The organism is Mycobacterium helveticum (assembly GCF_007714205.1).
In the GTDB taxonomy this organism is placed as follows: domain Bacteria; phylum Actinomycetota; class Actinomycetes; order Mycobacteriales; family Mycobacteriaceae; genus Mycobacterium; species Mycobacterium helveticum.
In genome coordinates this window covers 1-24,116 of record NZ_VMQU01000085.1, presented here as the reverse complement: position 1 = coordinate 24,116, position 24,116 = coordinate 1, and the positions used below count along the sequence as shown (strand labels likewise).

17 protein-coding genes and 6 pseudogenes are annotated in these 24,116 nt (G+C 64.7%); 15 read left to right on the top strand and 8 right to left on the bottom strand.

What is annotated here, in order from left to right; genetic code table 11:
* Nucleotides 1–107: 107 nt before the first annotated feature.
* A pseudogene (locus FPZ47_RS18480) lies at nucleotides 108–686 on the top strand (tyrosine-type recombinase/integrase); the annotation flags it as partial.
* Between the two features lie 117 nt (nucleotides 687–803).
* On the opposite strand, the gene FPZ47_RS18475 reads toward FPZ47_RS18480, so the two are convergent.
* From FPZ47_RS18475 to FPZ47_RS18460, 3 genes are read right to left on the bottom strand one after another with little or no spacing between them, the layout of a single operon-like run.
* Complete coding sequence (locus FPZ47_RS18475; protein WP_101930903.1) at nucleotides 804–1,394, bottom strand: hypothetical protein; 591 nt, start codon at nucleotides 1,392–1,394, stop codon at nucleotides 804–806.
* Nucleotides 1,391–3,880, bottom strand: coding sequence for a tyrosine-type recombinase/integrase (locus tag FPZ47_RS30245; protein WP_007168436.1), 2,490 nt, complete (start codon nucleotides 3,878–3,880; stop codon nucleotides 1,391–1,393). Before FPZ47_RS30245 ends, FPZ47_RS18475 begins: the two co-directional genes overlap by 4 nt.
* The gene (locus FPZ47_RS18460; protein ID WP_007168437.1) at nucleotides 3,877–5,043 is read right to left on the bottom strand and encodes a tyrosine-type recombinase/integrase; all 1,167 of its coding nucleotides are present in this window, start codon (nucleotides 5,041–5,043) and stop codon (nucleotides 3,877–3,879) included. Before FPZ47_RS18460 ends, FPZ47_RS30245 begins: the two co-directional genes overlap by 4 nt.
* Before the next feature lie 135 nt (nucleotides 5,044–5,178).
* Between FPZ47_RS18460 and FPZ47_RS18455 the strand changes: the two are divergent.
* From FPZ47_RS18455 to FPZ47_RS18440, 4 genes and pseudogenes are all read left to right on the top strand, one after another.
* Nucleotides 5,179–5,679: pseudogene (locus tag FPZ47_RS18455) on the top strand (tyrosine-type recombinase/integrase); the annotation flags it as partial.
* Nucleotides 5,680–5,991: 312 nt separating this feature from the next.
* Entirely contained in the window at nucleotides 5,992–7,908 is a 1,917-nt protein-coding gene (locus tag FPZ47_RS18450) for a tyrosine-type recombinase/integrase (protein WP_225336867.1), read from the top strand.
* Entirely contained in the window at nucleotides 7,898–8,329 is a 432-nt protein-coding gene (locus FPZ47_RS18445) for a DUF6262 family protein (RefSeq protein WP_007168443.1), read from the top strand. Before FPZ47_RS18450 ends, FPZ47_RS18445 begins: the two co-directional genes overlap by 11 nt.
* Complete coding sequence (locus FPZ47_RS18440; RefSeq protein WP_075630241.1) at nucleotides 8,323–8,640, top strand: transposase; 318 nt, start codon at nucleotides 8,323–8,325, stop codon at nucleotides 8,638–8,640. Before FPZ47_RS18445 ends, FPZ47_RS18440 begins: the two co-directional genes overlap by 7 nt.
* 35 nt (nucleotides 8,641–8,675) lie before the next feature.
* Here FPZ47_RS18440 and FPZ47_RS18435 read toward each other — a convergent pair.
* From FPZ47_RS18435 to FPZ47_RS29650, 4 genes and pseudogenes are all read right to left on the bottom strand, one after another.
* Nucleotides 8,676–9,074, bottom strand: a pseudogene (locus tag FPZ47_RS18435) (transposase); the annotation flags it as partial.
* A 143-nt stretch (nucleotides 9,075–9,217) separates the two neighbouring features.
* Nucleotides 9,218–9,385: pseudogene (locus FPZ47_RS18430) on the bottom strand (integrase); the annotation flags it as partial.
* A 112-nt stretch (nucleotides 9,386–9,497) separates the two neighbouring features.
* Entirely contained in the window at nucleotides 9,498–10,325 is an 828-nt protein-coding gene (locus FPZ47_RS18425) for an integrase catalytic domain-containing protein (RefSeq protein ID WP_224112851.1), read from the bottom strand.
* A 25-nt stretch (nucleotides 10,326–10,350) separates the two neighbouring features.
* A pseudogene (locus tag FPZ47_RS29650) lies at nucleotides 10,351–10,635 on the bottom strand (integrase catalytic domain-containing protein); the annotation flags it as partial.
* A 334-nt stretch (nucleotides 10,636–10,969) separates the two neighbouring features.
* Between FPZ47_RS29650 and FPZ47_RS18420 the strand changes: the two are divergent.
* The 9 genes from FPZ47_RS18420 (at nucleotide 10,970) to FPZ47_RS18380 (ending at nucleotide 22,237) form a co-directional block, all read left to right on the top strand.
* Entirely contained in the window at nucleotides 10,970–12,598 is a 1,629-nt protein-coding gene (locus FPZ47_RS18420; RefSeq protein WP_007168449.1) for a long-chain fatty acid--CoA ligase, read from the top strand.
* A gap of 52 nt (nucleotides 12,599–12,650) precedes the next feature.
* Nucleotides 12,651–13,592 carry a R2-like ligand-binding oxidase gene (locus FPZ47_RS18415; RefSeq protein WP_007168450.1) on the top strand — a complete coding sequence of 314 codons (942 nt, stop codon included), beginning with the start codon at nucleotides 12,651–12,653 and terminating at the stop codon, nucleotides 13,590–13,592.
* 206 nt (nucleotides 13,593–13,798) lie between these two features.
* Nucleotides 13,799–14,224: a Zn-ribbon domain-containing OB-fold protein gene (locus tag FPZ47_RS18410; protein ID WP_007168451.1), complete on the top strand. Its 426-nt coding sequence runs from the start codon at nucleotides 13,799–13,801 to the stop codon at nucleotides 14,222–14,224.
* The gene (locus FPZ47_RS18405; protein WP_040622299.1) at nucleotides 14,224–15,366 is read left to right on the top strand and encodes a thiolase family protein; all 1,143 of its coding nucleotides are present in this window, start codon (nucleotides 14,224–14,226) and stop codon (nucleotides 15,364–15,366) included. Before FPZ47_RS18410 ends, FPZ47_RS18405 begins: the two co-directional genes overlap by 1 nt.
* A gap of 66 nt (nucleotides 15,367–15,432) precedes the next feature.
* A complete protein-coding gene (locus tag FPZ47_RS18400; RefSeq protein WP_007168453.1) occupies nucleotides 15,433–16,326 on the top strand; it encodes an SDR family oxidoreductase in 894 nt (297 codons plus the stop codon).
* A 30-nt stretch (nucleotides 16,327–16,356) separates the two neighbouring features.
* On the top strand, nucleotides 16,357–17,976 hold the full coding sequence (locus tag FPZ47_RS18395; RefSeq protein WP_007168454.1) for a class I adenylate-forming enzyme family protein: 1,620 nt from the start codon (nucleotides 16,357–16,359) through the stop codon (nucleotides 17,974–17,976).
* 247 nt (nucleotides 17,977–18,223) lie between these two features.
* Nucleotides 18,224–19,345, top strand: coding sequence for an acyl-CoA dehydrogenase family protein (locus FPZ47_RS18390; protein ID WP_050790029.1), 1,122 nt, complete (start codon nucleotides 18,224–18,226; stop codon nucleotides 19,343–19,345).
* A 123-nt stretch (nucleotides 19,346–19,468) separates the two neighbouring features.
* Nucleotides 19,469–20,554: a transposase gene (locus tag FPZ47_RS18385; protein ID WP_224112852.1), complete on the top strand. Its 1,086-nt coding sequence runs from the start codon at nucleotides 19,469–19,471 to the stop codon at nucleotides 20,552–20,554.
* A 465-nt stretch (nucleotides 20,555–21,019) separates the two neighbouring features.
* On the top strand, nucleotides 21,020–22,237 hold the full coding sequence (locus tag FPZ47_RS18380; protein WP_007168458.1) for an acyl-CoA dehydrogenase family protein: 1,218 nt from the start codon (nucleotides 21,020–21,022) through the stop codon (nucleotides 22,235–22,237).
* 526 nt (nucleotides 22,238–22,763) lie between these two features.
* Here the strand turns inward: FPZ47_RS18380 and FPZ47_RS18375 are convergent.
* Nucleotides 22,764–22,928, bottom strand: a pseudogene (locus FPZ47_RS18375) (ATP-binding protein); the annotation flags it as partial.
* 133 nt (nucleotides 22,929–23,061) lie between these two features.
* On the opposite strand from FPZ47_RS18375, the gene FPZ47_RS18370 reads away from it, so the two are divergent.
* Nucleotides 23,062–24,116: tyrosine-type recombinase/integrase (locus tag FPZ47_RS18370; protein ID WP_425461814.1), on the top strand; the 1,055-nt coding region annotated here is incomplete at its 3' end.

The window sequence follows — 24,116 nt, the reverse complement described above, 5'->3', positions numbered from 1 at the left end:
CACGCGATGACCTTCATTCATCCGGCTACGACACGCCGGTCATCACCGGCTCGTACACCACTCTGCTGGACGCAACTCAGATTGCACGAGTTATCTCGCCGGTCTCGTTGCGTGAGTCGTGGACCGTTCTCGGCGACGACGATGCTCCGGTAGCGCCGGTCGACCGGTATCTGGCGTATCTGACCGACATCGAGCGATCACCGAACACGGTCAAGGCATACGCGCACGATCTCAAGGACTGGTTCGGTTTTCTCGCCGAGCGTGGTCTGGACTGGCGGGGCGTTCGGCTCGACGATCTCGGTGAGTTCGTGGCCTGGCTGCGGCTTCCGCTGCAGGCCCGGCATGGGCAGGTCGCGGTGTTGCCGTCGGTGCCGCATCATTGCACGGAATCGACTGTAAACCGCAAACTTTCGGCCGTCGGGGCGTTTTACACCCACGCTGCACGAGATGGGGTGGATGTCGGTGAGCTGCTGACCTCGTGGCAGGTCGGCGGCGCGCGCGGCGGTTGGAAGCCGTTCCTGCACCACATCAGCAAGGGCACGCCGAGGTCGAGGCGGGTGATCGCGTTGAAGACGCCGAAGAAGCTGCCGCGGGTGCTGTCGCCGGACGAGGTGCAGGCGATCCTGGACGGCTGCGGCCGGTTGCGGGACCGATTGCTCTTCGCCGTGCTCTACGACACCGGGATGTTCTCCAGGGCTCGGCCCCCGTGCGCCAGCGTGATTCTCTGAGTTTGTGCAGCTCAGAAGCTGATGTCGGAGATGCTATCCACCGCAACAGGTGTGGTGCAAGCAGACTCGCGCGTGTCATCGCAGCCGGGTTGGTGTGTTGAGTCGGGCCATGAGTTCGCGGTTGGCCGCCCGGGCTGCGGCGAGGTCTTCCTCGCGTTCGTCGAGTTGTTGCTTAAGGTCGAGGTTGTGCTGCTCGAGCTGGCTGATGCGCTGGTGGAGGGCGTCGATATCGGTGCGGGCGCCGAGCCCGGACTCGCGCCACGTCTGTTCACCGAGCGCTTCGGACAGCCGCTTCTCCAGCTGCTGGATGCGCGCGCCGAGCCGGGCGGCGCGTTCGTGGGCAGCGAGCAGATCGGCCTGCAGTGAGGCTCGGGTGACCCCAGGGCCGGTGTGCTCACTCGGGACTGGATCTGCTTGCAGCGCATGGATTTTCTCGAGCAGGTCGGGGTGTCGGTAGAGGAATGTGCGGTCAACGGCGGCGGCGCGGGCGATCGCGGTGGCGCTGAGCCGGTCGCCGGCGGCGGCGGCTTGGTCGATCGCGGCCAGCACGCGCCGGCGTCGGCGCATCGAGTCGTCGCGCCGGCCGTCAAGCATCGATCGGGTGCGTGTTGTCGACGAGACGGATTGTGCGGGTGTGTGATTCGACGTGGTAGCGGTGGTGGTCATGCGGTGGCCTCCGAGGCGATGGTTGTCGGTGCGGGTGGGGTGAGGCTGGGCATGCCCAGCGGGACGGTGTGGGCCGCGCGGTGACGGCGCACGATAGCGATCGCGTCGTCGATGCGGGCTTGCTCGGTCTCGTTGAGGTCGGCGACGTCTGCTTTGATGCGGTTGATCAGCCGCCGGATGCGGGTGATCTCCTCGTCGGTGGGGGTGGCATCGGCGCGGGCCCAGTCATCGACCCCGTCGATGGTGGCGGCCAGCCGTTCCCGGGTGCGTAGCAGATCATCGAGGTAGGCCTGCAGGTCGGGCAGGAACGCGATGTTGGTGCGGAAGTGATCGCAGCCCACGCAGCGGAACCGGACCGGGCAGGCCCCGCCGCCGGCCTTGACGTTGGTGGGTTCGGTGCAGGTGCCGTAGGGGACGGCGACCTCGCCGACGGCGTGGCGGGCGCGTTCGGATTCCAGCAGCATGCGCGCGTCACGCCAGATCCGGTTGCCGTGCCGGTCGAAACTGAGCGCGGTGACGGTGTCGACGGCGTCGCGGCGACGGTCCTCGCCGATGCGGTAGTAGCGCCGGGTCATGGAATAGCTACGGTGATCGAGCAATTCGGCCAGAACGTCGATCGGCACCCCGGCATCCGCGTGACGTTGGGCATAACAATGCCGATAGGCATAGGGCGTGACCTTGGTCTTGTCGACCTCGACCCCGTCGCGGGTGCGCAACACGGGCAGGGTCGAGATCCACTCGCGGTGCCGGTTGTCGAGCGTATCGATGCTGATCGGCTTTCGCCCCTCGGGGTTGCGGCGTGGTGTGGGCAGCAGTGTCAGTTCTGCGGGCGGGGTGTGAGGAAACATCGCCCGCACCCGGTCCTGCTGAGCGGCAATGACTTTCGCGGTAGCTTCGCCGATCGGCACACGCCGTCCGAGACGGTTGGCCTTGGCGTTGTCGTAAACCAGCACCGCCGATCCGTCCTTGTCGCGGTGCAGGCAGTTCAACGGCAAGGCGAGAATGTCCTCGGGCCGGCGCCCGGTGTCGATGCCGATCTGGGTGGCGACCCGCACCTCGACGGGTTCGAGGGCATCGAGGTGGGCGCACAGGATGGCCAGGACCTCCGGTGGCAGGTCGCGGCCGGGTTCGCCGCGTTCGGGTTCGGCGGGGATATCGCCGCGCTCGATGGCGAAATCGCCGGCCAGTCCGGCGGCTGTCTGCCCCGGCCGGGTCAGGCCGAGGGCGCGGATCCCGGCCAGCACCTCGCGCATGTCACGGCAGATGCCGTTGCGCCGGTATCGGCTGATCTCGCCGACGGACTCCAGATAAGCGAGTCGGTTGAGGAAATCCTCGATGTCGCTGCGGCCCAACGCCGAAGCGACGAGTCCACCATCGGGTCTGCGGCCGAGGAACTCCGACAGCAGCCGCAGCGCGTTGATCTTGCCGCGCACTCTCGCGGCGCCGCGACCTCGGTGGCGCGGGAGTTGTTCTGCTGCCCACCGCTTGACGGACTGGGCCAGCCAGGCCTGGCCGATCCCGGTGAACGACAAAGACCCGCGATGGCCGAAGACCGCGAGATCCCATGTGTCCTTTGCCTGTTCGCTGCCGGGATCGGCCAGAGCCCGCCGGACGTGCTGGGTCAGGGCGCTCCGCAGCGACCGCACGGACTTGTTGCGGGTGATCTCGGCCCGGTCGGTGGTGATCGAGGCGGCCTGTCGCCGGCGCAGCCCGTCGCAGAGCACCCGCAGCTCTACCTCGGTGATCTTCGCCCCGCCCCGGACGCGCTGCTGAACGCCGAACAGCACCTCGACCACCACCAGCACCGGCAGCGCGCGCAGGTTCACCCGCCCGCACTCGGCCACACCCGATTCCTGGGCTTGCCACCGATGCGAATCGAACTCAGGGTTGGTACCGAGCGCGCTACGCCAGCGCTGGTAGTGGGTGTTGCAGTAGCCGCGCGCGCTGTCGGCGGGCCGGGTGCACGCGGCCACCGCGCACGCGGGCATCGGCGGCAACGGCCGCACTCGCGGGTCGGCCAGGAACTGCTGCATCGACACCGGCGGTCGCCGCAGGCGGAACTTCTTGGCGTGCGGCTCGCACAACACCGCGTGCCGCACCGTCGGCACACACCGGCATCCCGGCACCGCGCACCGCGTCGCGGACGCGGGTTCGGCGGGCAGGCATGCGGCAGCGGCGATCTCGGCCGTGTTCATTCCCCGCCGAGTCAGGCGCGTGCAGCACCGATGACACACCGTGAGACCGGATTGCACGGTGTTCTGGCATCCCTCGGCCCGGCACACCGTCCGGCCCAACAATCGATGCTCCGCGAGCAACGACAACACCCTGGTCCGCGGATCCCACCCCGCCTCGTCCAAGAACCTGCGGTCGAGCATCCTCGCCAGCCGCGCGGCCGTGCCGATCACCACGACCCCGTCCAACACGTGCGGGGACTCGCCGCAGTCCTGCTCGACCGCGATTCTTTCAGCCAGCCCCACGGCGGTCACCGGGTCACCTGGGCCTGCTCGCGGGGACTGGGCACCGCATCCACGGCGGCCCGCAGCCGGGAGGAGTCCGGATGCAGGTAAACCTGCGACGAGGACACCGCGGCGTGGCCCATCAGGTCGGCGACCACATCGATCCCGGCCCCGGCATCAACAACGTTGCTGCCGAAGGCATGTCGCAACTGGTGGGGCCGCACCGCGACGTCGAGTCCGGCCCGCCGGGACGCCGCGGCCATCAACTCGCCGATCGCATCCGGCCGCATCGGCGCACCGATCCTGCCGCGGAACAGGTTAACGAACACGAAGTCACTGTCGGCGGCGCCGGTGACACGCATGCGTTCGAACTCGTAGACGTCGAACAGTTGCACCACAAGGAAATCCAGCGGCACCACCCGCTCCCGCCGCGACTTGGCCCAGGCCTGGTTCGGGTTGTCGTCTCGGCGCACCACATGCAGATGCGCGCGCTCGACATCGCAGCCCAGCCGCCGCGAGTCCACCAGCAGGTGCACATCGCTGCGCCGCAGCCCGCACACCTCCCCGCGGCGCAACCCGCCCCGCGCCATCAACAACACGATCAATCGGTCCCGCGCCGACCGGCACGCCCGCAGCAGCGCGACGATCTGCTCGTCGCTGGCCCGATCGATCGTCGTCTCCGGTTCCCGCAGCCGATGCCGGGCCCGCATCCGCCACGCCATCCGCCCGTCCTCGCCGCGGGCCTCCGCCGGCAGGTCCCGGTCATCGGCGACCTCATACAGCATCGACACCAGCCCCGCCGCGCCGTGGCCGGTCGCCACCGCGTGCACCACCATGCCCCGCACCGCGGTCAGCACCCCGTTGATCCGCGACGGGCCCCGCACCGCAGCAGCGCCAGGTCCGGCCACCACCACGCTCGCGGCGTCATCGACCGATGACCGGGCGTGAGCCAGCCACGTCATGAACAACGCGAAACCCTCCACACCGGCCTGCCAGGACCGGCCCGACCGGGCACACCAGCGCAGGAACAACGCGATCGAATGCGCATACGCCTTCGTCGTGGACTCGGCCGCGTCGTGGCCGAACCGCAGATGCCGCAGATACGCATCGGCGACATCAACCACCTGCAGGTCCTCATCCAGCACCGTCCAATACCGTTGCCCGGACGGCAAACTCACCGGGAATACTCGCATGGGCTCTCACTTTCGGGCCGACAGTCACAAACAACTACCAGCCACGAGCACCACACCCCCGGAGAAACGCCGAGCAACCCGCCCGATCATGTAGATCGAGCAACGTCCCGCAACAGGTCAGGAAACCCCGGAGAAGGGATGCGGATCGGCGAGGTACTTGGTTTGCGGCACAACGACATCGCCTCCGCTGAGCATGAAGTAACGGTGCGGCGACGCGACAACGCCAATGGCGCGCGCGCCAAGTCACAGACCGTCCGCACGATCCCGGTCAGCAGCGCGTTGATCCGATTGTTCGCCGACTACCTTCACACTGAGTACGGCGATCTGGACAGCGACTATGTGTTCGTCAACCTGTGGGGCCGTCCGCAGGGGCATCCGCTGACCTACGCCGCGGTCTATGACCTGGTGCGGCGGCTGCGCCGGCGGACCGGGATCGACTTCGACCCGCACTGGCTGCGACACACGGCCGCAACCCGGCTGCTGCGCGACGGAGTCAGCATCGAGGTGGTCGCGCATCTGCTCGGACATGCGCACGTGGCGACGACGACCACGACGTATGGGCACCTCACCGTGGAGGACGCTCGGCGGGTCATGGAACAGGCCGGTTGGTTCACCGATGGGCAGGTGCGGCTGTGAGGGCGCCGTCGCTCAAGCCTGCCGGCCCGTCGGGGCTGCTGGGCAAGCTGATGGCCGAGGTCCGCAACGAATTCCGCAGCAATGTACTGGAATTCGGGCCCGAGGATCCGGTGTTTGGTGGAGCCGAGTGCCGGGTTGAGGGGTGCGAGCGAACCGCCCGTGGACGCGGCCTGTGTGAAGGACATCGGCAACGGTGGCATGAAGAGGGGCGTCCGTCGCTGGAGCGGTTCGCCGTGTCGACCGATCCGCGGTGGCGGCGGCGACAACCCAACCAGCGCTGCCGGGTGCCCGGTTGCGGTTACGGCTCTGCCCGTGGCGGCATGTGCGGGCTGCACGCGCAACGATGGGAACGAGCCGGGCGCCCCAGCCTGGCGGGATGGCTGGCCGAACCACAGCCGTTCAAGCAGCCAGCGCCGGGCGCGACCTGCCGCATCCCGCATTGCGAGCTCTGGCCGCAGGGCACGTCTGCGTTCTGCCAAACCCACACCAATACCTGGAAGGGTCAACGGCAGACCCGACATTGACGAGTTCGCCGACCGCTTCGCCGCCGAAACCCCGCTGGCCAGCGAGCAGATCCGGCTCGACCGGCTGACCGGTCAGCTGAAGCTGGAACTGCAGTACGTGCTGCAACGCCGTCACGACGATCGGCAGGGCAAGCTGACCCCGGACGTGGTCATGCGCGTCGTGAAGGCACTGGCCGCAATAGGCGTGGGCTCCCTGCTCAACCACGACGAGGACATCTGGCACGACTGGGCTCGGTCGACGATCAATGACACTCGCTCCCGTGGGTTCCTCAGCTACGCATCCCGGGTGATCGCCGACCTGGCCGAAGCCGGCGGCTGGGACGCCGAATACCCGCGCGATGTCTGGCGCATGCGCCGGCTCGGCTACGACGGAGACCGCACGCTGCGGTTCGGCGGTATTCCGCAGCCGTGGCTGCGGGATCTGGCCAAGCGGTGGGCCCGGTGGCGGCTGTCGACCGGATTGGGCCTGGAAGCCGGCGGCGGCAGGCCGGTCGTTGTGCTCACCCGCTTCGCCGGGTTCCTCGCCGACATCGGCGTCGAGAGCATCGACCGGATCGACCGGCCGGTGCTGGAGCGCTATCTGGCCAACCTGCGCGGCGACTCCATCGGTGCCCAACGTCGCGGGACCCATATCGGGCTGCTCAACCGGTTCTTCGCCGCCGTTCGCCAACACCGTTGGGACACAGACCTTCCCGCAGACGCGATGTTCTTCGCCGAGGACTACCCGAAACGCGACGAACGGTTGCCTCGGGCACTGGCCGAACAGGTCATGGCTCAGCTCGAGGATCCCGACAACCTCGCCCGATTCACCGATCCTGCCCACCGGTTGATCACGATCATCTTGATGCGTTGCGGGCTACGGATCACCGATGCGCTACGGCTGCGCCGCGATTGTGTGGTCGCCGACGCCGAAGGTGCTCCGTATCTGCGCTACCTCAACCACAAGATGAAACGCGACGCGTTGGTGCCCATCGACGTGCAGTTGCGCGAGCTCACCGCCGAACATCGCAACCGCACCGCCCAGCGTTGGCCGGCAGGCACGCCGGTGTTGTTCCCACGGCCGACGAAGAACATTGACGGCACCCACCCGATCGCCAGCCCCACCTACCGGATGGCGCTGTTGCGCTGGCTGTCCGTCTGCGACATCCGTGACGAGCACGGCCAGCCGGTGCACCTAACCCCGCACCAGTGGCGCCACACCCTGGGCACCCGGCTGATCAACCGCGACGTCCCACAAGAGGTCGTGCGACGCATCCTGGACCACGACTCCGCGCAGATGACCGGGCATTACGCCCGCCTGCACGACACCACCGTGCGCCGCCAGTGGGAGGCGGCCCGCAAGGTCGACATCCACCGCACCACAATCATTTTCGACCCGTCCGGTCCGATCGCCGCGGCCGCCTGGGCCAAACAGCGCCTCGGCCGAGCCACCCAGGCCCTACCCAACGGCTACTGCGGACTGCCGGTGCAGCAGAGCTGCCCGCACGCCAACGCCTGTCTGACCTGTCCGATGTTCCTCACCACCGCCGAGTTCCTGCCCCAGCACCACCAGCAGCGGCAACAGAGCCTGCAGCTGATCACCGCCGCCCAAGCCCGCGGACAACAACGTCTGGCCGAGATGAACCACCAAATCCTGCACAACCTGGACAACATCATCACCGCCCTCAACGATCCACAACCAGGGAAGGCCAAACATGCCGGCTGACAACAGCATCCACCTCATCCACGCCGCCCAGCAGCGGCACGAACACACCCGCGCCAAGGCCATCGCTGCGATGCACGAACTCGACCGGACCGGCGCCCTGCTCACCTTCGAATCCGTCGCCCGCCACGCCGGTGTCTCCCGCTCGTGGATCTACACCCAAACCGACCTCAAAGACGAGATCCGCCGGCTCCGCACCCAACACCGACCCGAGCCAAGCACACCGTTACCCGCCCGACAACGCGCCAGCGACGACTCCCCGCGGCAGCGCCTCGAAATCGCCAACCGCCGCAACCGCGAACTCGCCGACGAGAACCGGCGGCTACGCCGCCAACTGGCGTGCGCCCTTGGCCAACTCCGCGACGACACCGGCCGACATCATGAACCGACGCATCGCGATTCGGTAACAATCGGGCCGTGCTAACCGCCAAGCGATATCCATCTCCAACCGCGTCATGGACACCCTCCACGACACAAACCTGCAGGTCACAACAGCTACCGCGGCCAGAACTCCAGATAACAATCGAGTCACTCAACGCCCGCTACCGACGGGCGATCAAGGCTCGCGGCCATTTCCCCTCGGAGGCCGCGGCGCTGAAGTGCCTGTATATGGTGACTCGCTCCCTCGATCCCAAGGGCACCGGCCAGCAACGCTGGGCGGTCCGCTGGAAGCCCGCTTTGAACGCGTTCGCAGTAACATTCGCCAACAGAATGCCCGACCTCAACCGAGGATAGGGAAACGCCACTTACACCGAATTCCGGATGGACCCGTCGGCGAAGTGCGCGGCCACTTCGCCGGTCGTTAATCCTTTAGCGGTCAACGACAACACGATCTCGTCGATGCCGGTCAGCCGACGTTGGCGCTTCTTGACGATCTGCGGATCGAACGAGCTGTTGGTATCGCGCGGCACCTCGATCTCGACCGGTCCGATCTCGGTGAACACCGTCTTGGCCCGGGTGCCGTTGCGGGCGTTGCCGCTGCCACGTCCGACCGGGTCGTGCTTGTCATAGCCGAGGTGCTCGGCCATCTCTGCGTCCAGCGCGGTCTCCAATACATTCTTGGTGATCTGGTTGAGTAGCCCGTTCGGGCCGACCAGCTCCACGCCCTGCTCCTTGGCCTGGGCCAATAGTTGTTCAGCGAGCTGCTTTTGATCCACCTCGGTAGCCATGGGCTCGAGTGTTTCGGACATCATCAGTCCTTCCCGCCAAGCTCACGCTCGGCGTGTCAGACCAAGGTCAGATCCACCGCTGTTCAGACAGTCCCCATCCTCAGTTTCGATTGCAGGGACCAGATCTTGTTGAGCAACAGTGCCTTTGTGTCGTAACGGTGGTAGCCGACCACGGTGCGCACGATCGCCCAGTTCTTCTGCTCGACGTGGCAGCCGTCGTTTTTGTTTCCGGGCCGCGAGCGGGTGAAGGTGATCTGGCGCCGCTCGCACCAAGCCAGCAGGTGGTGGTTGATGAACTCGCTGCCGTTATCGAAAGCCCAGGATCGGGAAGGGCATGGTGGTGGCGATCGAGGTGCCTCACCAAAAAGTGAGCGCGAAGCGTGGGCTGGTGCCTCACGCATGGTGAGCGCGTGGGGGCTTGCACTACTTCGCCTTGGCCAATCGGTCGATTGACGGTTGCAATGCTTCCAGGTCGATGTGGCGGGCGGCGGCAAGGGCGTCGGTCTTGGTCTTGGCCAGGTCCAGTAGCTGCATTTGGATGGTGTTGATCTGCCGGGTCAAATCGGCCGGGTTGATGCCCTCGATTCGGGCGGACACATGCGAAAGCTGTTGCGCATCAAGTATTCCCGATTCCTGCAGACGTTGCCACGGCGTGGCCGGCGTGTCGTAGATGCGCGTGCGGCGACTGGCCGCGGTGGTGCTGTAGCCGATGGGCTTTTTCGTCGGGGTGAAGAAGTTGCACCGCAGCGACACCAGCTTCCACAGCCGGTTGAGCAGCTCCAGCTCCTCGGAGGTGTCGTAGCGCCAGTAGAACGCGTGTTTGCGCACCACGTGGTTGTTTTTTGACTCCACGTGCGCTTGGTCGTTCTTCTGGTACGGCCGCGAGTGGGTCTGGGCGATGTCGCGGGTCTGCAGCCAGGCGGCGACCTCGTGATTGATGAACTCACCGCCGCAGTCCAAAGCGAAAATCACCAGATCGAACGGGAACCGCTGTTGCAGCTCGTCGATGCCGGCCGTGATCCACTTCGAGGCGTTGTTGCGGATCGAGAAGTTCTCGGTCCAGCCGATCACCAGGTCGGTCATCGTCAGCGTGCGGGCGAACTCGCCGATCAATGTCGGGCCGCAGTGCGCCACGGTATCGGCCTCGATCACCCTCGGGGCCTCAGGTGCCTCATCGGCGCAGGTACGGATGGCGATCGAGTTACGCAGCAGCGGCGACGGTTTGGTCGTCGAGATGCCCTTGATGCGCATCCTGTCCCAGGGCCGGTTTCAGGTAGCGGTCCAGGGTGGCCGCGCTCATCGCCTTCAGCTCCGCTGATGCCGCCTCGGTGGCGAACGGCCTGTCAAGATCACCGGATTCAGCCAGCAGCGGCAGCCACAGACCCACCATGACCACCAGGTACTTGCCGCACGGCATGCCCATCAAGGCCCACACATACTCCAGCAGTGCCCTGGCGTCGTCGCTGAAGCCCCGCGGCCGCAACGTACGCCTGTCAACCTGCTCGGCCGGGTCCGGCAGCCTCGGGCCGGTCAGCATCCGCCGAGCCGTCGAGCGGCCCATCCCCGTGGTGGACACCACCCGATCCAAAATCTTGCTCTTGTCCGCCTTCAACGCCTTGCGGTACTGACCTCGCAGTTTGTTCGCTACCTGCCGCCTCGCAGCCATGTCGATCTTGCCTTCCACATCGGGCAGGCCTTCCGGGCCACGCGCTCAAAATAGGTGAGGCACCACCGCCGGCCACGCGCTCAAACTCAGTGAGGCACGCCGGACTATTGACAATTGGTCGATCTTTGTAAAAGATTGGTAATACCGTCTGTCCGGGGTATTCGGGAGCAGCCAGTTGCCCGGTCGACGGCCGTCAGTATCCGGGAATGACGGGCAAGGGATCCACGCTATGCAAAGCACTATGCAAGACGTTCCGCTTTCTGTGACATCGATCGTCAAGCATGCCAACTCCATTCACGCCGACCGCCGCGTCGTCACACCGACCGAGTCGGGCTACCGGGCCGCGACCTACGGCGAGGTCGGCCGGCGGGTCGGTCAGTTAGCTAATGCGCTGCATGACCTTGGCGTCACCGGCGATCAGCGTGTGGCTACCTTCCAGTGGAGCAACCAGGAACACTTGGAGGCCTATTGTGCGGTGCCGTCGATGGGCGCGGTGTTGCACACGCTCAATATTCGTCTTACCGCCGAGCAGCTTGGCTACATCGCCAACCACGCCGACGACAACATCGTCATCGTCGACATGTCGTTAGCGCCGCTACTTGCGCGTTCTTTGCCGGCCATATCGTCGGTGCACACGGTGATTGCGGTCGGTGAGGGCGATCCCGAGCCGCTACGGGCGGCCGGCAAGGCCGTCGTTTCGTACGAAGACCTGATCTCGACACATCCCACCGAGTTCGACTGGCCTGAACTCGATGAGACGTCGGCCTCGGCGATGTGCTACACCAGCGGCACCACCGGAAACCCCAAGGGCGTGGTCTACAGCCACCGATCCACCTACCTGCATTCACTGGCCGTCTGCACTGGCAACGGGTTGGGCATCGCTGAAGCCGACCGCATCTTGGCTATCGTGCCGATGTTTCAAGCCAATGCGTGGGGCCTTATCTATGCCGCGCTGATGGCGGGGGCCGAACTGGTACTCCCGCACCGATGGCTACAACCTGGAGCGCTGGTGGCCATCATCGAGGACACCCGCCCGACCGTGGCCGGTGCGGTGCCCACAATCTGGAATGACGTCCGGCACTTCCTGGGCTGCGAGCCCGGTCATGACATCTCGTCGCTGCGTCTGGTCGCGTGCGGCGGATCGGCGGTACCGGTGTCACTGATGCGCGGCTTCGAACGCGACCACGGCGTACCGATCGTGCAGGCGTGGGGAATGACCGAAACCTCGCCGCTGGCCACGGTGGCCAAACCGCCGACTGGGCTCGACGAAGACCAACAGTGGGCGCTGCGTGCCACCCAGGGCCGCCCGATATGCGGCGTGGAAATCCGGCTGCGCAACGACCAGGATCGCACCCTGCCGTGCAACGGAGAAGCGGTCGGCGAGATCCAAGCCCGCGGGCCGTGGGTAACTGGCTCTTATTTTCGCGACGACGACGCCGACAAGTTCGACCAGGGGTGGCTGCGCACTGGCGATGTCGGCCACGTCGACGAGCATGGCTTCTTGACGCTGACCGACCGTGCCAAAGACGTCATCAAGTCCGGCGGGGAGTGGATTTCGTCGGTCGAATTGGAGAATTTGCTGATCGCCCATTCCGGGGTACATGAAGCCGCGGTCATCGGTGTGCCCGACGAGAAGTGGCAGGAGCGTCCACTCGCTCTAGTGGTGGTCAAACCCGGCGCCGATATCACGCCAGATGAGCTACGTGCCTTCTTAGACGGCAAAGTCGCTACGTGGTGGATCCCGGAGCGCTGGGCCTTCGTCCCCGAAATCCCGCGAACCAGCGTCGGTAAATACGACAAGAAAGTGCTTCGGGCATGTTACACCGCCGGTGACTACAACATCGTGGAATTCGTCTAGCGACCAAGGTTCGCTAGACCCGGCAATGCAGCCGAATAATTAAGGAGGTTACATGGCAACCACACGTTACCATTCGCTGGGTGCCGGCGGGCTGAACTGGGAAAGCGTGCCACTCAGGCTGTTCGCTGGCGGCATCGCCAAACTCTGGGACCCCGCCAATATCGACTTCTCCCGCGACAGCGCCGATTGGGAGGCGCTTTCCGACCGCGAACGCGTGTACGTCACCCGATTGTGCGCGGGCTTCATTGCCGGAGAGGAAGCAGTCACCCAGGACATCCAGCCGTTCATGGCCGCAATGCGGGCCGAAGGCCGGCTCGGCGACGAGATGTACTTGACGCAGTTTGCGTTCGAGGAAGCCAAACACACCCAGGCGTTCCGCTTGTGGCTCGATGCCGTCGGGGTGCGCGACGACTTACATAGTTTCCTCGATCAAACTCCGGCATACCGGCAGTTGTTCGACGAGGAACTTCACGAATCGCTCAACACGCTCTATGTGGATCCCTCGCCGGCTGCCCAGGTTCGCGCTTCGGTGACGTACAACCACATCATCGAGGGCATGTTGGCGCTGACCGGCTACTACGCCTGGCACAAGATCTGCGTGGAGCACGGCATTCTTCCCGGCATGCAGCAGCTGATTCGGCACATCGGCGACGACGAGCGACGCCACATGGCATGGGGCACTTTCACCTGCCGGCGCCACGTCGCTGCCGACGACACCAATTGGACGGTGTTCGAAACGCGCATGAACGAACTCATTCCGCTGGGGCAGCGCCTGATCGACGAGGGTTCTGCACTGTATGGCGACGACATACCCTTCAATCTGTCAATCGACGAGATGAGGACCTATGCCACCGACAAGGGGATGCGCCGGTTCAGCACGATCAGCAGCGCCCGCGGGCGACCGCCCGAGGAAATCGACCTCGACTACTCGCCACTGCAGCTGGAGGACACCTTCGCGGACGAGGACGCGAGGGTGCTGGCCGGTTCGGCCTGACTTCGACGAGATCGGCGCCAGTGCGTAAAAACGCGGAATTTTTGCGCTGGAGTCGATTCGGCACTGCGAGTACCAACACTGCTCCAGCTTAGTTGCCGTCGCCGGTGCCACTATCTCGGCACGCTTCAAAGATCCGCGATGGCGCAACGCTCCAAGCGGCGGCGAGGCCAGTCATTGACCGCACGACCCGGAGGAGACGACACACGATGCGTCGACCACTTGAGGACGGCTACTTCACGATGCCCAACGGCGATGAGCAGCCGCGGTTGATCGGTTCCTATAGCCCTGCTGCCGACAAGTACTTCTTCCCCCGCCGCCGCCGCTGTCCGTTGACGGGCGGCCCGGTCGAGGATGTCCTGCTGTCACCAACCGGCGAACTGTACGCCTGGACCTACGTCGAGTCGGCGTGGATGGGCAAGTCCCGGTTCGGCTCCACAGGCGACGGGCACGGTGTCGGCCAAGTTGACCTACCGGAGGGCGTGCGCGTGCAATCCATCCTGCGTGGCGAGATGGGCGACTGGGAGATCGGCATGCCCATGCAGCTTGAGGTCTACCCCCTCATGACCGATGCCGATGGCACTGAGCTGTGCTCGTTCCGCTTTTGCCCTACTCGACGGGGGGCATCTCGGTGATGGCCCGCGACGTCTATGTGATCGGCGTGGGGATGGCCCCGTTCGGCCAGCCGGACGCCAACGCGGCCGACTTGGGCTTCGGGGCCGGTGTCAACGCGCTCGGTGACGCCGGCATCGGCTTCGATGAAGTCGGCTACCTCTACAACGGCTACATCGGCGCCGGTCTGCTCACGGGTGTCACCCTTGCGAAGGATCTCGGGCTTACCGGCATCCCGATCACCCACGTCGAGAACGCGTCGGCCACCGGATCGTGCGCCTTCCATGAGGCGGTCCAGGTGGTGGCGGGGGGGAGCGTCGATATCGCGATGGCGCTAGGGTTTGACGACCTCAATCGCGCCACTCGAGCTATCGGGGGCAGCAAGCCCGGCATTGGCCAGGTGATCCTCCCGGCGGCGTTTTTCGCCATGTGGGCGACACGTCGCATGCACGAAGTGGGCACGACGGTCGAGACCTTCGCCGCCATCGCGGCAAAGAATTGGAACCATGCGCGGCTGAATCCCTACGCGCAACGTCGGGCCGACCATGAGGTCACCGTCGAAGAGATCCTCGCCTCGCGCATGATTTCCTACCCGCACACTTCGAAGATGGCCTGCGCCGCTGGCTCTGGGGCTGCGGCCGCGATCGTCGCGAGCCGCGAGGCGGCAGAGCGCGTGGCCGGTTCACGCCCGCTGGTGAAGGTGGTCGCCAGCCAGCAGCAGTCCGAGCAGTTCGTTGACGGCCACATTTTCATGGGTGCGGTCGTCGGTCCGGGCGAGCTCACCGCGGCCACGGCAAAGGCCGCCTACGACGAGGCCGGTGTCGGGCCGGCCGACCTCGACCTCGCCCACGTGCACGACGCATTCCCCATCGAGGAACTGATGTATTACGAGCTGCTCGGGGTGTGCGCGGCTGGGGAGGGGGACAAGCTCGTCTCCGAGGGCGCGACCAGCCTGGGTGGTCGTATCCCGTTCTCGACCGACGGCGGGCTGATCGGGCGCGGTCATCCCGGTGGGCCGACCGGCCTGGCCCAGATCTGGGATGTGACACGGCAGCTGCGGGGCGAGGCGGGCCCGCTGCAGGTCGAAGGCGCTCGAACCGGGCTTGCTCACATGATGGGCGCGGGCTCGGTCTGTGTCATCCACATCCTGCAGGCCGGGCGGTGACGTCATTCAACACATCCGATAAGAGAGAAATCGCCCTGCGGGGCGACAGCATGGAAGGGAAATCGCGTGGCTGAGCTTAGCTTCGACGGGAGGGTCGCCATCGTGACCGGGGCGGGAAACGGTCTCGGCAAGGAGCATGCGATGCTGCTTGCATCACGCGGCGCGCGCGTGTTGGTGAACGATCTCGGCGGCAGCGTCGCCGGCGTCGGCGCGGACCTGACCGCGGCGGAGGCCGTCGCTCAGGAGATCGAAGCCGCCGGCGGTATCGCGGTCGCCGATGGTCACAGCGTGGCGACCCGAGAAGGTGGGGCGGCCATCGTGCAGGCGGCTCTCGACGCCTTCGGGCGGGTCGACATCGTCGTCAACAACGCGGGCATCCTGCGCGACAAGTCCTTCCACAATCTCACGCCGGAGCTACTCGATCCGGTGATCGATGTCCATCTCTACGGCACCATCTGGGTGACCCAGCCGGCGTTCCTCAGGATGCGCGAGCAGGGCTACGGCCGGATCGTCAACACCTCCTCCGCCGCCGGGATTTTCGGCAACTTCGGTCAGACCAACTACGGGGCCGCGAAGATGGGGGTCATCGGCTTCACACGGGTGCTCGCCCAGGAAGGCGCGAAGTACAACATCAAGGTGAACGCGATCGCGCCGATGGCGCGGACCCGGATGACCGAGGAACTCCTCGGGCCGATCGCCAAGAAGCTGGACCCGGCACTGGTCGCCCCGGTCGTCGCGTATCTCTGCCATGAATCCTGCGATCTCACGTCGAGGATCTTCTCCGTTGGGGGCGGGCGAGTGGCCGAGATCTTCATCAGTGTGACGAAGGGCTTCTCATCGCCGACGCTCGATATCGAAGCGGTCCAGGACAACCTTGAGGCGATCTGCGACCGAGAGGGATACCAGACTCCAACGCAGGCCAACGACGAGATCGGCCTCGTGCTTCAAGCGCTCGGCTGAACACGTACGTACGTTGAGGAGGACCATGCCATGGCCGTGATCGACCTGCTGCGCCAAGCGGTAGAGGACCGACCGGACAAGACCGCCGTCATCGCCGAGGACGGCGCGGCCACTTTCCGCGAGCTCGACGCTGCCAGCAGCCGGGTCGCCCAGCAATTGCACGCCGCTGGGGTGAGCCGCGGTCACAAGGTGGCGATGCTGCTCGCCAACGACCAAGCGATGCATTTCAATGCAGTGTATTTCGGCATCCACAAACTTGGTGCCGTGCCGGTGCCGCTCAATACCCGGTGGGCAGCGCCGGAAAAGCTGTTCGTGCTTGAGCACAGCGACGCCGTGGCGGTGATCACCGGTCTCGCCCACCGGGAGGTTCTGGTTGCGCTTGCCGAAGGCGAATCTGTCGAGATCGGCGGCCGTCCCGGTAGCTTCCAACTTGAGCACTTCTTCGTGACCGGCAGCGAGGCGCTGGATGGATTCACCCCCCTGGGCGACGTGGTGGGCGCGGGCTCTGCGGACGTGCCGCTCCTCGAGCCTTCCCTGAGCGCCGACGACCCGGCGGATCTGCTCTATACGTCCGGCACCACCGGGATGCCCAGGGGCGTGCTGGTGCCCGAGGGCAACCTCGCCGACGAGCCCGGCCAGGCGAGCCTCGGGCAGCTTCTCGGCGCGATGTTCGGCGAGAGCCTGCTTCATGCGGTGCCCTTGTTCGGTTTCACGGGCTGCCATGGCCTGATGCTGCTAAGCATTCGTGCCGGGGTCACGCAGATCGTGTTGCCGCGTTTTGATCCCGAGCAGTTGCTCGCGGCGATCGAGCGCTACCGCGCCACGTCGATCATGGGTGTGCCGACAATGCTGAATTTGGCCATGAAGCACCCCACGGTGGGTGATCACGACTACAGCTCGCTGCAGCTCGTGTTTTTCGGGGCGGCGCCGATCCAGCCCGACACCGTGCGCAAAATGCGGCAGGTGTGGCCCGGAGCGAAGATGCTGAACGCTTACAGCCTCACCGAGGCCGGTGCCGGCGCGGCCTGCATCCTCGGTCCCGACCCAGATGACATCCTTGCCCGGCCGGGCTCGGTTGGCAGGCCCGTAGGATGCGAGGTTGTCGTCGTTGATGACTACGATAACCCACTCCCCCCAGGCAAGGTCGGCGAGATCTGCTTTAAGTCGAAGATAGCTCGGCGCAGCTACTACAAGGGGGAGCAGCCCACCGCGGAACTTTGGAGCGGTGGACTGTTGCACACCGGCGACGTGGGTTATGTCGCTGACGATGGCTACGTCTATCTGACCGAGCGCAAAAAAGACATGATCCTGCGCGGCGGCTACAACATCTTCGCCATCGAGGTCGAGCGCGTGCTGCTCGAGATGCCCGAGGTGCTCGAGGCCGCAGTCATCGCGGTGCCGCATTCGGACCTCGGTGAGGATCTCCTAGCGGTGATCGCGCCCAAGCCCGGGTTCAGCGGCGGCGAAGGCGAACTCACCGCGGAGCGGATCAACCAGTTCTGCCGCCAGCACCTCGCCGACTACAAATGCCCGCGCCACATGGTCGTAGTGGACGAGCTACCGAAGAACGCCATGGCCAAGGTCATGAAAAACGAACTCCGACAGCGCTTCCGAGATCACCTGTTCGATCAAGGGGCCGAAAACAAATGAATGCTCCTTGAATATCGGCTTAACAGCGCGACGGCGGCCATTCCGAGCAGTGTCCGGCGCATAGCCACAGAAGAACCGTAAAGCGAGCGGATGGGGACGGCGGAAGATGCCAAGGCCGGTGAGACAGTGCTTACGCGGAATTGATGAGCGCTTCGGTGTGTGGATTGGTCGATCCAGGCGACGGTAAGGCCGTCCCTATTTCTTTTCGCGACAACAACTGTTTGAAGAGAAGATGAGGTGCCATGTCATGGATTTCATGCTCAGTCCAGAACAGGACGATTTCCGCCAGACTATACAGCAGTTCGTTACCGAACTGTCACCGCTGGCCAAGGTTCGCCAGGCGGTAACAACTGCGCCGGGATATGACATCGACCTTTGGTCTCGCATGAGTCGGGAACTGGGGCTGCCGAGTCTGCTCGTACCGGAGGAGTACGGCGGTGCGGCAGCAACGATGATCGAGGCTGCTGTCGCCATCGAGGAGCTTGGACGCGGCATCGTGCCGTGCCCGCTGTTCGCGACCGTCGCGCTCGGTGTCGCGCCGATCTTGATCGCGGCCAGCCAGGAGCAGAAGAGAGAACTGCTTCCAGAGATAGCCGCGGGCGCTCGTACAGTCACGACTGCTATCAATGAACCGGGTTGCGTTGACGGCTTCGGTGCTGTAGCCATGCGAGCGGCGACAAATGGCGACGCCGTCACGCTGTCTGGGACCAAGATTCATGTGATCGACGGCCATAGTGCGGACACCCTGCTGGTGCTCGCTCTGCCGCCCGGTGACTCCGCTGAGCCGGCATTGTACCTCGTTGACGGTAACGCCGTCGGCCTCACCCGTACACGCGTCGAGACCCTGGACATCACCCGACCGCTGGCCACCCTGACCTTCGACGCCGTCTCTGCGGTTCCCTTGGCTGGCGCGCACGGCGTCGCGCCCATACGCCGTGCGTTAGATGTCGCGAAGACGTTACTCGCAGCGGAGATGGTTGGTGGCACCGAGGGCGCTATGACCATGTCCGTCGAATACGCCAAGGTGCGTCACCAGTTCAATCGGCCCATCGGCTCCTTCCAGGCGATCAAGCACCGATGCGCCGAGATGGCAATCGAACTGGACAGTGCTCGTGCAGTCACTCTCTACGCGGCTCATCTGGCAGCGGAGGAGAGCGCTGACCTCGCCAAGGCGGCCCCCATTGCCGTGGCAACCGCCGCGGCCGGATTTGACTTCACCGCATCGTGGAATGTGCAGATTCACGGCGGGATCGGGTTCACCTGGGAGCACGACGCACACCTCTACTACCGGCGGGCGAAAGCCGACCGGGTACTGCTGGGCTCAGTACGCGAGCAATGGCTCGAGGTCGCTGACCGCATCGGGCTCTAAACACCGCCACATACTTCGTCGGCACGAACAGAGAAAGATGACATGTGGATGGGGACCCCCTCAGCTCAGACGCTCGTTGATATAGGCGTTAGAGGAATTTTTCAGGAGCTCGAGGAGGTCCCGATGACGATGGTAGGCGGTTTCGACGTGCGGCGACAGCAGATCACATTCGATTACGTCGATTATGACGGCTTGTTGCGCTGGGGTCAGATCGGTCCGGCGACCCGGAAAGCGTTGCGGAACTGGCTGGCTGAGCACTGCAGCGATGGGGACGGCCAGTTCGCGCTGGAGGGCTGCCCGGGGTGGCGGTATGTGTGCGAGGAGCTGGCCGCTGCTGGGATCTGCGCGCACCTGGGGGATGCGGCCGAGATTGCCGTCTTACCGGAGCCCAAGAAGCGCGCCAAGACCGACCGCGCCGATACTCGGTTGCTGCGTACGCTGTTGTTCGAGGACCGGTTCCCCGAGTCGTGGATCCTACCCGCACACATGCTGGAGATCCGCACGCTGGGCCGGTTGTACTACACGTTGATGGACGAGCGGCGGGCCTGGCAGCAGCGCATCCATGTCCAGCTGTTCCATCAGGGCTGTCCACCGATTCGGGCGCTGTTATCCGGCGCAGGCCGCGCGGCGCTGGACAGCGTCGACTTGTCGGCGGCGGGCCGGCGGTGCGTTGACACTGCGCTACGGCGCATCGATCAGCTAAGCACCGAGATCGACCCGCTGCCAAGCCAATTAGTCAACTTCGCCCGACGCCAAGCCGGGTGTCAGGCAATGCAGCGCCATTACGGCATCGGTTGGTTGTGCGCGGCGATCATCTGGTCCGAGGTCGGTGATGTCCGCCGATTCAGCAGTTCCCATCGGCTGGTGCGGTTTGCTGGGCTGGATGTCACCGTGTACTCCTCTGATACCAAACGCTCACCAGGGCACCTGTCGCGAGAGGGCTCACCCGAGCTGCGCTGGGCGGCGTTTGAGGCAGCCGAGTGCGCGAGCCGGCGCCGTTCCCTTGATTACGGTTACTACCACAAGCTGGCAGCCAAGCGCGACGGCCACAACGGCAAGAATCCCCACCCTGGCGGTGGAACGCAAAATTCTGCGCCGATGCTATCACCCGCTGCGTGCGTTCGAAGATGGCGCCCTGGCGCTGCCAGTCCCCGAACGCCAGGAGGTGGCCTCTTAAATGATGCGTTGCGCGCCTGCCATGCCCATTAATCACCTGATGCTAATCACCTGATGCCTGCGGCCAGCGCCCGTGTGGTTCCTGTCGCCACTCCGCTGTTGGGTGGACTTCCCGGAAAGATTGAGCGGCCGCGCCTTCGTTGCCCGCACGTCGGGCACCCCATCGATCATCAAGTTGCCGGATATCGTCCGTGGACTCAGATAAGGCTGGGCGCCGGCACACGCGACGCGCGTCTTTCGCCCCACATTTATGCACCGGAGGGCAGCAGATGACTTGAACCACACCGTCTTTTCCTGTTCCCCGGCGGCCAAGTATGCGGCGGATCCTCGTCGGTCTCAAGGTCGTTCGTCCTCGCTACGCTGCGGGCGCTCCGCCTTGACCCCGACCGCGGTCCACCGCCTTCAAGCGGTCGAAAACGAAGCAAAACACGCAAAAAATAACCCAATGGATCCACCTTTACGCGGGTCCTCAACACAGATAAGGGACGACGATTCGATATGGACCTGTCTTATCCCCCGTCAGCTGAGGCGTTCAGGTCACGAGTGCGCGACTTCATCACCGCGAACGTCCCTGCCGACTTCGCTGGAATCGGGGCGTTGGATCAAACCCGGCGGAAGGAGTTCATCCGAGAGTGGCGGAAGACGCTCGCGGACAACGGCCTACTCGCCGTGTTGTGGCCAAAGCGATATGGCGGAGCGGGACTGACCCCACTCCACCAAGTCGTGCTGGCCGAGGAGTTTGCTCGCGCCGGGGTACCCGCCGGAACTGAGAACGACATGTTCGGGATTCAGCTGCTTGGCAACACGCTTGTCGTCTGCGGCACCGAGGACCAGAAGAATTGGTTCTTGCCGCGAATTCTGTCCGGTGATGATCGGTGGTGCCAGGGGTTTTCCGAACCCGACGCGGGATCGGATCTGGCCAGCCTGCGGACGAGAGCGGTTCTTGATGGCGACGAATGGGTCATCAACGGGTCCAAGATCTGGACTTCAGTGGGACACCTCGCCAACTGGATCTTCGCACTGTGCCGCACCGACATGGATGCTCCCAAGCACCGGGGGATCTCATTTCTGCTCGTGCCGATGGATCAGCCCGGCGTGGAGGTTCGACCCATCAAGAATATAGTGGGCCAGTCGATGTTCAACGAGGTGTTCTTCACCGACGCCCGAACCGCTGCAGACAACGTTGTCGGGGAAGTGAACGCAGGATGGTCGGTGGCCATGACGCTGCTGGGTTTCGAGCGTGGAACAAGTGTCACCACCGACGCGATTCGCTTCCAAGCTGAGATCGACCGGCTCTTCGAGCTGGCGAAAGAACGAGGTAAGACTAACGACCCGCATATCCGTGAGCAGCTCGCTTGGTGCTATGGTCGCGTCGAGATTATGCGGTGTCGTGGGTATCAGGCGTTGACGCGCTTCTTACACGGTGAGTATCCAGGTCCCGAGGCCGCGATGACCAAGATCCTCTGGAGCGAGTTCTTCCAACGCGAGACCGAACTGGCGATGGAGATCCTCGAGACGGACGTGTTGACGCTGTCGGGCACGGGAACGAACGGCGCCTTGGCGACTGCGGATGTCGGAACACCGAATTCGTCGCTCGCGTGGGTTGAGTCGGCATTGGCGGCGCGAGCCGCCACGATTTATGCGGGCAGTTCACAGGTGCAGCGCAATATCATCGGCGAGAAACTGCTCGGCCTGCCCAAGGAACCGCGCCTCTAGGATCCGAACAATGCCGGAGCCCGTAGACACCAGTAGTGCCGCTTCCGGTAGATGGGCGGCCATCTCGAATGCGGAATACCTGCGCAAGTGGCTGGGCCTTGGTATCGCGATCGGCACTCGGCGACGCCTGAAAACTGACCCCGTGTCGACGCAGATTTTGACCCCTTCGACCGATTCTCGGCTTGGGCCGAGAGGAGAAAGGAGTTGTTGTCAGTGGACGATTGGCTGAGATCCGCAGACCGCCGCTGTTGAAGATGTTGCCGAAAAGCGGTTCTCCGCGCAGCGGTCACCGTGCCGGTGATGGGTGCGACCAACCGATAATCCATTTTGATGATCATCACCGGCTCGTCGTGACGAAGTATCTTGCGGGAACAGCGGATGACACCGGACCGGATCCGCAGCGTCTTAGGACGATGCGGGCTTGCTCTTTGAGCAGCAAGGCCTCTGTCAATGGCCATTTAGAAGTGTCGCTTGCCAGGGTGATGGGGCCACCTGATTGCCAGGGGGATGGGACCACCGTGGCGCGTTATTGAGGAAGCTCGTCGTCGTGGTCTGGGTCAAGCTGGCTGGGTCGGGTGCGTTGACGGTAGGACGGTCCTTCGATGACGAGGGTGTGGGCGGTGGCCGTGAGTCGGTCGATCGCTGATTGGGCCAGCAGGGTGTCGGCGGTCATGGTCAACCATTCAACTGGAGCTGGCACATGTTCGTTATGACCGATTTCCCCTGCTAGCTGGACTTTCGACTGCTCTGCGTGTCGCATCGATCTTCAAGGCATTATCGCGATATGTTAGGTGCTGCCTTAACGAGTTAGGTGGGAAGAAGGTGTGCGGGTGGTGGAGGGTCTCCGGCTGATTCCCGGTGGCGCCGTCCCGGTCGAGCCCGTTGTTAGGGATCCTGTTGTCTTTCAACGGGAATGCGTCGATGCGTTCGTGGCGTCGTGGCGGGCGCGCGGGTTTAGCCCGGTGACGATCGACAATGACATCGGGTTGTTGGAGCGGACGTTGGCCGCACTGGGGCGTCCGGCGTGGGAGGTCACCAGCGAGGACATCGATCGCGTGGTTGGCGAGCTGGCGGTGGCGGGCCGTTCGGCGTCGACGCGGCGCGAGTACGTGCAGATCTTCAAGGGGTTTCACCGGTTCCTGCAGGCCCGTAAGGCTGCCGAGATCGAGGCCGGGTTCGGTGTGCGCTTGGTGTGCCCGGTTGATGAGTTCAACGCTTCACGGCACGTAGGTGACGAGTCGCCGGCGGTCGGGGCGCCGCCGACCCCCGACCGGGTGAGCGAGTTCTTCGAGTTCTTGAAGTCGAGGATCGCCACCGCCCGCAAGTACGGTCCGGCCGCGCGGGACTACGCGTTGTTTCGGACCCTGTATCACGCTGGGCTGCGATCGGAAGAGTCTGCACTGCTGGAGATAGTGGACGTGCATTTCGGGCGTGGACCGTTCGGCAAGTTGCACGTGCGATTCGGCAAGGCCGCCCACATGTCCGGTCCTAGGCCGCGGTGGGTGCCGATGCTGGACGGGTTGGACGCGTTGTTGCGGTGGTTTTTGGCCGATGTGCGGCCGAAGTTTCCGGAGTCGCCGGTGTTGTTTGCCGACGAGTCCGGTGGTCCGCTGAATCGTGGCACGATCCGCAACCGGCTGCGGTATCTGATGGAGCTGGAGGGCCGACCGGTCGCGGAGCGGTTCAGCCCACACGCGCTGCGTCGCGCTTGCGCGACACACAACTACGAGCGTGGCGTTGATCTGGTGGCGATCCAACAGCTTTTGGGTCATTGGACGGTGAGTTCGACCATGCGCTATGTGAACCCTCGGGAATTGCATCAGACGGGCGAATTGTCGCAGGTCGCCTGGCGAGTGGGCGAAGGCAACGGTCCCACTAC

Coding starts and splice junctions, on each gene's coding strand:
- FPZ47_RS18475 (WP_101930903.1), bottom strand. CDS start 1,394: ATGACCACCACCGCTACCACGTCGAATCACACACCCGCACAATCCGTC.
- FPZ47_RS18460 (WP_007168437.1), bottom strand. CDS start 5,043: ATGCGAGTATTCCCGGTGAGTTTGCCGTCCGGGCAACGGTATTGGACG.
- FPZ47_RS18445 (WP_007168443.1), top strand. CDS start 7,898: ATGCCGGCTGACAACAGCATCCACCTCATCCACGCCGCCCAGCAGCGG.
- FPZ47_RS18425 (WP_224112851.1), bottom strand. CDS start 10,325: ATGCGCATCAAGGGCATCTCGACGACCAAACCGTCGCCGCTGCTGCGT.
- FPZ47_RS18420 (WP_007168449.1), top strand. CDS start 10,970: ATGCAAAGCACTATGCAAGACGTTCCGCTTTCTGTGACATCGATCGTC.
- FPZ47_RS18415 (WP_007168450.1), top strand. CDS start 12,651: ATGGCAACCACACGTTACCATTCGCTGGGTGCCGGCGGGCTGAACTGG.
- FPZ47_RS18410 (WP_007168451.1), top strand. CDS start 13,799: ATGCGTCGACCACTTGAGGACGGCTACTTCACGATGCCCAACGGCGAT.
- FPZ47_RS18405 (WP_040622299.1), top strand. CDS start 14,224: ATGGCCCGCGACGTCTATGTGATCGGCGTGGGGATGGCCCCGTTCGGC.
- FPZ47_RS18395 (WP_007168454.1), top strand. CDS start 16,357: ATGGCCGTGATCGACCTGCTGCGCCAAGCGGTAGAGGACCGACCGGAC.
- FPZ47_RS18390 (WP_050790029.1), top strand. CDS start 18,224: ATGGATTTCATGCTCAGTCCAGAACAGGACGATTTCCGCCAGACTATA.
- FPZ47_RS18385 (WP_224112852.1), top strand. CDS start 19,469: ATGACGATGGTAGGCGGTTTCGACGTGCGGCGACAGCAGATCACATTC.
- FPZ47_RS18380 (WP_007168458.1), top strand. CDS start 21,020: ATGGACCTGTCTTATCCCCCGTCAGCTGAGGCGTTCAGGTCACGAGTG.